Annotated in this window: 2 protein-coding genes; both read left to right on the top strand. The window is 66.2% G+C overall.

Translation table 11 applies throughout. The annotated features are described in order from the left end of the window. Nucleotide 1 precedes the first annotated feature (1 nt). Complete coding sequence (locus tag ACRECS_RS01065) at nucleotides 2–496, top strand: hypothetical protein (protein WP_431581102.1); 495 nt, start codon at nucleotides 2–4, stop codon at nucleotides 494–496. Between the two features lie 85 nt (nucleotides 497–581). Continuing rightward, the gene (locus tag ACRECS_RS01060; RefSeq protein ID WP_431581101.1) at nucleotides 582–12257 is read left to right on the top strand and encodes a filamentous haemagglutinin family protein; all 11676 of its coding nucleotides are present in this window, start codon (nucleotides 582–584) and stop codon (nucleotides 12255–12257) included. Nucleotides 12258–12293: the final 36 nt, after the last annotated feature.

Raw genomic sequence — 12293 nt, 5'->3', positions numbered from 1 at the left:
CATGGCGGACGGACGCTTCCCTCTCCAGTCCGGTCATGACCCCGCGGCGGTACCCCTTTCTGCCGCCGCGGGTATCACTTGTTTCGCGATCGGGTTGTTGGCGCTGATGGGGTGCGGCACGGTCACCGCTGCGCAGACCAACCCTGCCCCCAGCCAGGGCCGGATCGAGCTGCCGCCGGCAAAGGTCGAAGCCCGGGCGCCAATACGCGTCGGTGGCGCACCCGCGTCCGGCCCCTGCGTGAAGATCGATATCGCCGGTAACAAGGCCGGAGATGTCGATTGCGCCGCGGCAGCGCTCGACGCTGCCGCGAAGGCGGCACAGGCCCGTGCCGCAAACGCGCCCGATCCTGGCGTTCCATCTGCCACGTCGGCGGACATCGTCACCGGCGTGGCCAGCCGCACCGCGACACGCCAACGCATGGGCAATCGCTTCGGCAAGGGTGTCCGCCCGCAACGGCCGTCGCAGCCGGCCCCGCCCGGTGGCGGCAAGCCATGATTGGCATGAGCCGCCGGAGCGCGAAAATCCTTTCGCACCATTGTCATCGCCGCACGCTACCCCCCGTTACGCTGGAGTTCCTCCGATGATCCGTCCCTCGGCCCGCAATCGCCTGTTCCTTGGTGTATCCGCCACCGCGCTGATGCTTGCGGGGACGTCGGCGGTGGCGCAGGACATGTTCCGCAAGGCGCCGCGCACCGGCGCGCAACAAGCGTCCCAGGCTGCCGCACAGGCAGCAACCCGGAACCGGGCGATCACCACCGCGACCCAGCGCACAATCCAGGCCTTTGCCAGGGCTTCGGCCGTGCGCCAGCGTATGGACGCGGCACAGGCGGCCGCCCGCGCTGCCGCGATGGCCGCACAATCGACCGTGCCAAACGGGCTTGGTGCAGGCGGTTTGCAGGTCGCTAATGGGGTTTCAACCGACCCGTCGCTGTGGATTGGCGCCGGCGGCCCGACCCAGAGCCAGGGCAGCGACGGTCGCACCAAAGTCCAGATTGGCCAGACCCAGGCCAAAGCGATCCTGACCTGGGATAGCTTCAACATCGGTCGCGAAACCGACCTGACCTTCAACCAGCAGGGCAATACGAACTGGGTCGCGCTGAACCGCGTCACCGACGTCCATGCCGATCCCTCGAAAATCCTCGGCAGCATTCGCGCCGACGGCACTGTATTGATCCTCAACCGGAACGGCGTGATCTTTGGCGGCTCATCGCAGGTCAACACTCGCAATCTGGTCGCCGCCGCAGCCAATATCAGCAATGATCAGTTCCTGACGCGCGGCATCTATTCTGCGTCGGAATTCGGCCGGCTCATGCCCAGCTTCACCGCCGCACGCGGCGATGTCCGGGTTGAGGCGGGTGCGCAGATCACCACGCGCGACCCGGCCAGCGTTACCCAGGGCGGCGGATATGTGCTGCTGCTCGGCGCCAATGTCGAAAATGCCGGCAGCATCACCACCAATCGCGGCCAGACATTGCTCGCTGCCGGTGACGATTTTCTGGTGCGGCCCGGCCTGTCGACCGATGCCAACCAATATTCCTCCACCCGCGGTAACGAGGTCAATACGCTGCGCGGTACGGGCAGCTTGTCGGGCGCCGTCACCAATAGCGGCCTGATCAGCGCGGCGCGGGGGGATATCACCCTGACCGGCCATGCCGTCACTCAGGCGGGCGTGGCGCTGTCGACCACATCGGTCAACCAGCGCGGGACGATCCACCTGCTCAACTCGGCGAGCGACGCGACCGGATCGGTCACCCTCGCCGCCGGCAGCCTGACCACCATCCTGCCCGAACTGGCGAGTACGGAAACCGCGGTGAATACGCAGCGTGACGCGCTGATCGCGGATTCGGCGAAGCAGGATCTGGCGCGGACCAATGCCGTGATCACTGGCCGCGACAATCTGGCCCAGTTCGACAATCTCAGCCGCCTGTCCGACCGCCGCGATCAATCGCGCGTCGAGATCGTCACCGGCGGCAATGCAGTATTCGCAGGCGATTCGATCACCCTGGCGCAAGGCGGGCAGGTGTCGGTTTCCGCCGTATCCCGCGTGCAGGTGCAGAGCGGTGCGGAGATCAACGTATCGGGCGTGCGCGACGTGATGCTCGATCCGAGCAGCAATGCGATACGCGTCAATATCCAGGGCAATGAACTGCGCGATTCGCCGGCCAATCGCGAAGGCGCGCTGCTCAACAACCAGAATGTCTGGGTCGATGTCCGCGACCTGATCTACGTCCCGGACGGCGTCGGCGGCTATCGCGGTGAGCGCTATTATACGCCGGGCGGATTGCTTGAAGTCGGCGGGTCGCTCGGCCTGCAGCAGCATGGCATCGGCGAATGGGCGGCAATCGGCGGCACGATCACGCTGCAGGCGCGCGAGGTCGTTGCCGAGCGCGGCGCGACATTCGATATTTCCGGCGGGTCGCTGAATTATGCGGCGGGAAGCGTGCCGTTCAGCCGGTTGCTTGATGCCGATGGCCGGCTGCGTGACATTGGTGACGCCTCGGCCTTCACTCAGTTTCTGGCGGTCGGCAATGCCCAGGTCGTCAAACATGCGCGGTGGGGCGCGCACTATACCGAAATATACTCCAACCCCTTGTTCAGCCGGGGCAATTCGGCGCGCTGGGAGGATGGCTATACGGTCGGTCGCGACGCCGGCAAGCTGATCATCGCTGCCCCGACCGTGGTGCTGGAGGCGGATATCCTCGCCGATGTAGTTCGCGGCAATCGCCAGACACTGGCCCGGCCGGCGGGGGTGACCGACGGCTATAAGCTGAGCCAGGATGTGGTCGCGCGGGCCGGAACCCTGGCGATCGGCCGGATCGGCGGGCTTGGCGCCGATGACGCGTTCGACAGCGAGGTCGTGATCGGAGCGGTGGCCGATATCACTGGCGCGCCCGCGACCGGCGCGCTGCCGGCGGAGCGGATCAACACCGTGCTGCTGGATGCCGACCGACTCAGCCGTTCCAGGCTCGGCGGCCTGAGCATCACCACCGGGGACAGCGTCACCATCGACCGCGCCCTGACGCTTGCCGATGGCGGTGCACTGACCGTGACGGCGGCGGTCACAACGATCAATGCCGATGTGACTGCGCGCGGCGGCAGCATCACGGTCGGCAATCTCGCACCGGCCAGTGCGATTGGCGGCGTAAGCCGGATACTCACGCGCGACGGTACGTCCAGCTTTACCCTGAATCAGGGCGCGACGCTCGATCTGCGCGGGGTGTGGACCAACAGCCTCGACAATGCGGACCGGCCGTCGACCGCGCTGGTTAATGGCGGCGATCTGTCGGTGCGGATGGCGCGCGGTTCGATCACCCTTGCCCGGGGCAGCATGGTCGACGTCTCGTCCGGCGCGACATTGTTCGCCGACGCCAGCCTGACCGGCGGGCGCGGCGGCAATGTCAGCCTGATCGCCGGCGCCAGCCTCGATACCGCGCCGGAGCAGAATCCGGGCGGCGTACGCCTGACACTGGACGGCGATATTCGCGCGCAAGGTGTCGTTGGTGGCGGCAAGCTGATGCTGCAATCGCCGACAACGGTGGTGTTCGGCGAGGATTCCTTCCTCGCCGGCGGTGTGCTGCCGGTCGGCACGGCCGCGCCGACCGCCCTGATCCTGGCGCGGGGGGTGACCATTCCGGTCGGCGGGGTCGTACCGATCGGCCGGACCGATCAACTGGACGTTACCTTCCAGGATTTTCCTCTGCCGACCTATGTCTTCCCGACCAATCGGACGCCGATCGTGACCGGGGCGGACTGGACGCTGCCGGTGGGTGTGTCGCTGACGACGACCGACGGGCGATTTTTCTCCCCCGGCTCTCGCTTGCCCGGGGGGAGCACGATCGCCAGTTTCAGCGGCAACATCCCGCAGGGCACGGTATTGCCGTCGACGGTATTCTCCCATGGCATATCGGTTCAAAACTATAATCTCAGCCTCGCGGCCGGCGCGATTACCCCGATAACGCTGCGGTACGACGCGGGACAGCTGGTCACGCGCGGAGTCCGTTTCGCCGAAGATGTGGCGTTCGAGCCGGCACTCAACATCGCGCCATCGATCCTGCGCAGCGGCTTTTCCGATTATCGCGTGACCAGCCTGGGCGGGTTGCAGATCACCGAAGGCGTCGCGCTGCGACCAGAGGTTCCGGTCCTGCGGCTGGCGGCGGCGGCGCGCACCGTCGCGACTGGCGGCGATCCCCTGGCGGCGCTCGAAAGCTGGACACCGCCGGTCTATCTCGAAGATCCGGCGCATGGGCGGCTGACCAGGCGTGCCGGTGCCAATCTGTCGTTGCGCGCGGTCGATCTGGGCATGGCGGCGGGATCGGGCATCACGGTCGATCCCGGGTCCGAGGTGCGTCTGGCCGCCGCCGGGCAGATCACCATCAACGGCTCGATCACCGCGCCCGGTGGGACGATCGCTATTCTGAGCGAATCGGTCGGCGTTGCCGATGCCGCGATCGAGGGCATAAAGCCGGGTACCTCGATCTGGATCGGCGAGCACGCCGCGCTCGACGCGACCGGTCGCGCCGTCACTGCGCTTGATCGCAATGGTCGCCGCTACGGCATCGCGCCGGACGGCGGATCGATCCGCATCGGGGTCAATGACATGACGCCGGTCGACCGTGACTTTCTCGGCGCGACGCGCGCGCATGTCGTGATTCGCAACGGTGCGACGCTGAATGGGTCGGGCGCGGTGGCGGATATCGACGTTGCGGCGGGTGGTGTCCCCGGGGCCGTGCGCGCCACACGGATCGCCGGCAATGGCGGGATGATCCGCATCGGCTCCGCGCACGGAATCATCAATGACGGCGCCATGCGCGCTGCGTCCGGCGGTGGCAGTGCCGCGGGCGGCACGCTCAATCTCGTGCTGGAGAATCTACCAGGGGCGTACGGCGTGAGTGTGCTGACGATCGGTCAGCACCGGACCGGGGGCGGTTTGTCCGATGGCCTGGCGCCGGGCGTCGCCGATCCGTTGCTCGCTTTCGGCACGGCGCGGCTCAGCGTGGAGGAAATCGCCGCCGGCGGGTTCGGAACGCTCGACCTGTGGAGCCGCGACGCGTTCAGCTTTGCCGGCAATGTCGATCTGACGATGAGCGAAAGCCTGATCCTGCGTCGCGGCGTCCTGTCGGTTTCGGACCTGACCCCGACGGCGCGGGTATCGCTTGCCGCACCTTATGTGCTGCTGCACGGCAAAGTGGGGGTAGATCCGGAACCGGAGGAAATTCTGCCGGGGCTGATCGTCGGCGGCCGTTACGGCGATAACCTCGAATATGATCCGTCGCTGCGCAATGCGGGCTTGCTGACCGTTCGGGCGGATTTGATCGACGTGCGCGGCCGGAATCTCTTCGGCGCATCCGGGGCGTTTCAGCGCGGCCTGCCGAATTTCCAGGTCGAGGGCACGCTGGTCGATTTCGCCGGTTTTGCATCGGTCGATCTCGCCAGCAGCAGCGATATCCGCTTCACCGATGGCGGGCTGGCCAGCGCGGGCGATATGACCCTGACCGCCGCGCAGCTTTATCCGACCACCGGCGCATGGGGGTCGATCGGTGTGGGGCGGCGATACGATCCTGTAAGGAATGATTATTATTACGATCCGGACAGCGTCCTGACGATCCGGGGCCAGGGCGGACCAGCGCCCGCCGCGCCGCTGTCGGTGTTCGGCAAGATGACGCTGATAGCCACCACGATCGATCAGGGCGGCATCATTCGCGCCCCGCTTGGCAGGATGCTGTTCGGCGTCGAGCCGGGCATCTTCAACCCGATCCGCAACACAGCGTTCGATGTCATATTGCGCGCCGGCAGCGTCACATCGGTCAGCGCCGATGGGTTGACCCTGCCCTATGGCGGCACCGCTGATGGATTGACCTATCTTTACAATGGTCAGCAGGTCAGCTTCCTCGATCTGGCGCGACTGGCCGAGGGCGACTATTATATCGGCGCGCTCAGGAGCGGCATGCTGTTCGGGCGGGCGCACTTGACGGCGGAGACCGGATCGCTGCTCGATCTGTCGGGCGGAGGTAAGCTGACCGGGGCGGGATTCTTCACCGGGCGTGGCGGCTCGGTCGATGTACTGCGCACCACGCTGGCCAATGCCAATCCTGCCTTTTTTGGCAACCGCGGCGGTCAGGTCTATGCCATCGTTCCCGGCTATGCGGGCGATTATGCGCCGGTGCAGCCCGATAGCGGCTTCGGCGCGCCGGGGATCGGTCGGCAAATCACGTTCGATCATCCGGTCGGCGGCCTGCCGGCGGGAACCTATACCCTGATGCCATCAACCTTCGCGCTGTTGCCGGGCGCATTCCGCGTCGAACTGGGCGATGGTGGCCTGGCGGAAGGGCCGACGGTCGCGCTACCCGACGGGTCGTTCCGCTCGGGAGGGTATCTCGGCGTCGCCAACACCTCGGCCCGCGATATTCTGCCGACGGGGATCACCGTGACCCCGGCGAATAAGGTGCGAACCTTCTCGCAATATAATGAGACGAGCTATGCCGATTTCGCGATCGCCAATGCCGCGACCTTCGGCGCGCTGCGTCCCAGGCTGGAACGCGACGCATCGGTGCTGCAGATCGATTTCGGTCGCTCTCTTGGCGAGGTTCTCGATTTCAACGGCACCGCGAACCTCGGCGCCGCGCAGGGGGGTACATCGGGGACGCTCTTCGTTACCGGCGACAATGCGATCGAGGTGAAGGCCAGCGGCGATACCTCGACCGCCGGCTTCACCTCGATCGACGCCAGCGACCTGAGCAAGTTCAACGCCGGCACGCTGGTCGTCGGCGGAACACTCGCGCTGATCGACGCGGTTAATGCGCCCGACTTTGGCGGCAACCCGCTGGGGCCCAGGATCACGTTCGAATCGGGACTTCAGACGGTCGCCGTACGGGATGGCGCGACGCTGTCGGCCGGGCAGATCTTTCTGACCGGGCGCGACGTGCTGGTCGAATCCGGTGCAGTGCTCGACACGACGCACGGGCCGACCAACGGTATCAGCTCGACATTGGGTTATGTCTTTTCGGATACCTACAACAATCGCGACGCCATTGGCGGTGCGATCCTGACCGTCGCCAACGGGTTTATCGATTTCACCGCTCCGCTGGTGAGCTCGACGCACGGTGTGACGTCGATCACCGTCGAGGACGGGGCTGCCTTGCGCACGCTCGGGACGATCGGCTTTTCGACTAACGGCCCGGTCACGCTGGGCGAGGCGGAATTCAACGCGCGCTATCTTGCGCTGGCGGTGCCGACGCTGAACATCGGCACGGCCAAATCCTTCGCCGATGCGGAAGCGGCAGGAGTGCTCGGCGCTGGCGTCCGGCTGAGTCAGGGCCTGCTTGAGCGCCTGCTGCGCCCGACAGTGCCGGGGCAGATGGCGGTCGAGCGGATCAGCCTGACCGCCGGCGGATCGATCAACCTGTTCGGCAATGTGGCGATCGACCTGCGTGCCACCAGCGGCGGGACCGGCGCGGCGCTCGTCCTCAACACGCCGGCGCTTTATGGCTGGGGCAATGCGGGTAATGTCGCGCGAATCAGCACCGACACGCTGATCTGGAACGGAATCGCGACTGGTTCCGGTGTTCCCGCCAGTCCCTTTGCGAGCAGCCCTCCGGGCGCGGTCACACCCGGAGGTGCCGGGACGGGAAGCGGCGCGCTGACCATCGACGCGCGCCGGATCGAGTTCGGCTATGATCCGCTCGCCCGCGCGCAGGATCAGGCCGCGCTCGACCGGCTCGCGCTCGGCTTTTCGACCGTCAACCTCAATGCGAGCGAGCGGGTAACCGCCAACAATCGCGGCACGCTGGCGGTGTATGCGACCGGTACGGATGCCGCCAGCTATGCCGGCGGCACGCTGAACATCACCGCGCCAGTGCTGACCGGCGAGGCCGGATCGTTCATGGCCTATCGCAGCGGTGGCGCACTGACTGTTACAGCGCCGGCCGGGGCGGCTTTCGATACCGCGACGATCGGCGCGCTGGGTGCCGAAGTGCGGCTCGCCGGCGGATCAGTGACGGTCGACAGCGCCGTTGCCTTGCCGAGCGGGCGGCTGGTGATCGACGCGGCTGGCGCCATTACCCTGACCGATCGCGCCGATATCGATCTGTCGGGCCGCGCGGTCCGTTTCTTCGATGCGACCAAATATAGCTGGGGCGGCGATCTGGTGATGGAATCCGTCTATGGTGGCGTCACTCAGGCGGCCGGCTCGACGATCGATATCTCGGCAATCAACAATGTCGCCGGTGCGATCAAGGTCACCGCCACCGGTACCGGGGGGCTGGTCGATCTGGCCGGCAATATCACCGGCACGGGCACCGCTGGCTTCGATTCCGGCGCGATCGACATTCGCGCGCGGGCATTGTCCGACTTTGCCGGACTCAACCACCGGCTCAACACCGGCGGCCTGTTCGAGGCGCGCGGCTTTGTCGTCAAGACCGGCGATCTGATTGTCGGTGACGAGGTGCGGGCACAGCGCGTCACGATCTCTGCCGATGGCGGGTCGTTGACGGTCAATGGCCGGATCGACGCCGGCGGCCGCGATGTCGGCACGATCCGCCTCGCCGCGCGCGACGACCTGACGCTCGCCGCCGGCGCAGTGCTCGACACCCACGGAACAGTGCTGGCGACCGATTCCTATGGCGCCGCGATCGAGGCGTCGAACCGTGGCGAGGTCGAACTAACCAGTATGGCGGGCAGCATCAATCTCGCGCGCGGTGCGACGATCGACCTGCGTTCGGCCGATGGCGTTGCGCGCGGCCGGCTGGAGATCAACGCGCCGCGCCTGGGTGGCAATGATGTCGCGGTCAACGCCGTATCGGGCCTGGTGGTGAACGGTGCCGACAGCATCGCGGTCAATGCATTTGCGAGTTACACGCCCGCCAACGGCGTTATCGATCAGGCCTATCTCGATACGCTCCATGTCGACAGCACCGCCTTTATCGATGCGGCGAACGCCAATGGAGCGGTCACGGCCCGGCTTGCCGGCCTGAAGTCATACGGCACCGCCTTCCATCTGCGCCCCGGGGTCGAGATCCGTAGCGCTGGCGATCTGACGGTCAGCCGCGAGCTCGATTTCTCGGGCTATCGCTATGGCCCGGGCGCCGATCCGGCATTGCGCGGGTCGGGGGAGCCGGGCGTGGTGACGATCCGCGCCGGCGGCACACTGACGATCAACGGCAGCATTTCCGATGGCTTCGCGCCGCCGCCGGAAACACCCGACGACAATGGCTGGCTGAACCGCGAGCCGGGGCCGGACGGGCGGCAGGGGCAAATGGTCGCCATGGCCGATATGCTGGCACCGGGGATGCTGTCCTGGTCGATGCGGCTGGTCGGCGGTGGCGACCTCTCCTCCGCCGACAGCCGTACGCTGGCTGCGAAATCGACGCTGGGTGAGGGGGGCGACGTGCTGCTCGACGATGCCCATACCGCCGGGCCGGGGGGCTATGCCGCGATCTCGGTCGTCCGCACCGGCACGGGCTATCTCGATGTGCTGGCGGGCGGCGACTATCGCCAGAACTCGCTGTTCGGCGTCTATACGGCCGGGACTCAGATTGCCGGCAGCGATGCCTGGAATCTTGCGCGCGGCACCACCTATGACGGATCGGTGTTGGGGCTCGACTTTGCCGCTTACGAAGCGACGCTGAACCCGCAGCGCATGTTCTTCACAGAAGGCGGCGGCGATCTGATGCTCGCCGCACAGGGCGATGTGCGAGGCTTTATCCAGGTCAACACCAATAGTGGCCTGATGAGTGATGATATCGGCAAATGGCTGTGGCGTCAGGGTGGGGCAAGCCTCAACCAGCAGACGGCATGGGGCATTAATTTCGGTCAATATTGGTCCAATGTCCTGGGCGGCATCGAGCAAGCCGGCTTTAGTGGGATCGGAACGCTGGGCGGCGGTGATGTCTCGGTGATTGCCGGCGGCGATGCCGGCTTACCACGAAACGCCGATCCGGACGCAACATATTTCACGACCTCGGGACTCAATATCATGGTCGGTGGCAGCGGGCGTATGGATCCGCGCGGCGTGCTCAGCCAGACGGGCGGGGGTACGCTGAAACTGGATATCGGCGGGCGGTATAACACTGGCCGCACCCTCCTCCTCGATCCTCAGACCGGAGCGGGGCAAGTCGTCAATATTCGGGGCGATACGGCGATCAGCGCCGGATCGATCGGTCAGACTCTCGAGGCAGGCTATGGTCTGAAGGCGTCGGGCGACCCACGTGCGGTGGATACCCGAACACCGCTTGACCGGATCGGCTACGGCGCCCCTGTCCTGGTCATCGGCGATGGGGTCGCGCGCGTGAACGCGCGCGGCGATCTGGTGATGCAGACAGGCCGGGACGCCGGACGTGTGCCGCTGCGTGGCGGGAACACGGCCGGAGACGACGGTTCCGTCACTGGCCTGGGTGCCACGTCCTTTACGCTCTGGACCGACCGAAGCGCCATCGCCATGTTCGCCGGCGGCGGCGATATCATCCAGAGCGTCCCGGCTAAGATCACCGGTGGTGAAATCTTCTATGATCCTGCCGGCTTCTCCGCGGTAGCGGCGAACGGTTCTATCAGCACCGATCTGAGGCTCGCCCCGTCGCGAACGGGCGCACTGGAGCTGCTTGCACATGACGGCCTTTTCGGTGCCGCAAGCATGTCGAGCGCAGCACCGGACAATCTTGCGACGCCGCAAAATCCGCTCTGGGGGCTGGGGGACGGCTTCAGCATCTATGCCAGCAACGCGTATAGCCCGGAGGCGAACACCTATGATCCGATGTTTGATGGCGCGTCATTGTTCACCTTCGGTCCCGATACCGCAACCAACCTGCATGCCGGCGCGACCGATCCAATCAGGCTCTATGCCGTCAACGGCGACATCATGTTCAATTTCGGCACCATTACCGACCCCGACGTTCGCGAGCCGCGCACATTCTATGTCGCTGCCAAGCCGGTCCGGATGCGCGCCGGGCGCGACATCCTCGCAAAGGGTCTGATCCTCAACAACGATCCGGACGATATCTCGATCGTCCGCGCCGGCCGCGATATCTTGAATACCACGCTGAAGATCGCCGGACCCGGCACGCTGGAAGTGACGGCGGGCCGCAACATCTATCAGGCGCTGTCGACTGGCAGCACGATCGACAGCATCGGGCCGATCGTGAGCGGCGACGCGCGAGACGGCGCGAGCATCGCCCTGATCGCCGGTGTCGGCGCGGGCGGCCCGGACTATGCCGGATTCGCGGCACGCTATCTGAATGCCGCGAACCTGGCTGATGCCGGACGGCCGCTTGCGGACCAGCCGGGCAAGGTGGTCAAAACCTATGACCGCGAATTGCTCGCCTGGCTGAAGGATCGGTTCGGCTATGCCGGCGATGCGGCCGGTGCACTCGGCTATTTCCAGGCGCTGCCCGAAGAACAGCAGGGCGTGTTCGTCCGCCATGTCTATTTCGAGGAATTGCGCCAGGGCGGGCGCGAATATAACGACCCGGACAGTCGGCGCTTCGCCAGCTATCTGCGCGGCAGCAACGCGATCGCCGCACTCCTGCCGGAAAAGGACGCAACCGGACAGGACATCGCTTATCAGGGGTCGATCACCTATCTGGGGGCGGCCGGCACGCACACCGATTTCGGCGGCGACATCCAGATCCTCGTGCCGGGCGGCGGGCTGACGCTTGGCGCCACCGGCGTGGCGCCGCCTGCGACCACCGGCTTGCTGACGCAGGGATCGGGCGATATCGAGGTTTTTGCCCGCGACAGCGTCCTGCTCGGCCTGAGCCGCGTGTTCACCACGTTCGGCGGCGACATCACGATGTGGTCGGCGCGGGGTGACATCAACGCAGGCCGCGGCGCCAAAGGGACTGTGGTCTTCGCGCCCGCCAAACGGCTCTATGACATTATCGGCAATGTCGATCTGTCGCCGACCGTGCCGACCAGCGGCGCCGGCATCGGCACGCTCAATCCGATTGCCGAGGTCGCACCGGGCAATATCGACCTGATCGCGCCGCTGGGCACGATCGATGCGGGTGAAGCGGGCATCCGCGTTTCGGGTGATATCAACCTGGCGGCACTTCAGGTCATCAACGCGGCCAATATCGACGTGCAAGGTGAAGCGACCGGCATTCCGGCCGCGGCGGCGGTCAATACCGGCGCGCTGACCGCGGCGTCGGCCGCGACGACGGCGGTGGTGAACGAGGCCGCCCGGCTCGCCGAACGCGCACGGCCGGCCGTGCGCAGCGAAATGCCCACCATTCTCAACGTTCGCTTCCTCGGCTTCGGCCCGGGCTGAAGGCGACCACACAACCTGCATTCAAACGGAGCCAGT

It is taken from the genome of Sphingomonas sp. (assembly GCF_050725575.1).
Taxonomy (GTDB): Bacteria; Pseudomonadota; Alphaproteobacteria; order Sphingomonadales; family Sphingomonadaceae; genus Sphingomonas.
This window is presented reverse-complemented; position numbering and strand designations above follow the sequence as displayed.

Excerpts from the sequence above, each read along its gene's own strand:
- ACRECS_RS01065 (WP_431581102.1), top strand. The coding sequence starts at position 2 with ATGGCGGACGGACGCTTCCCTCTCCAGTCCGGTCATGACCCCGCGGCG.
- ACRECS_RS01060 (WP_431581101.1), top strand. The coding sequence starts at position 582 with ATGATCCGTCCCTCGGCCCGCAATCGCCTGTTCCTTGGTGTATCCGCC.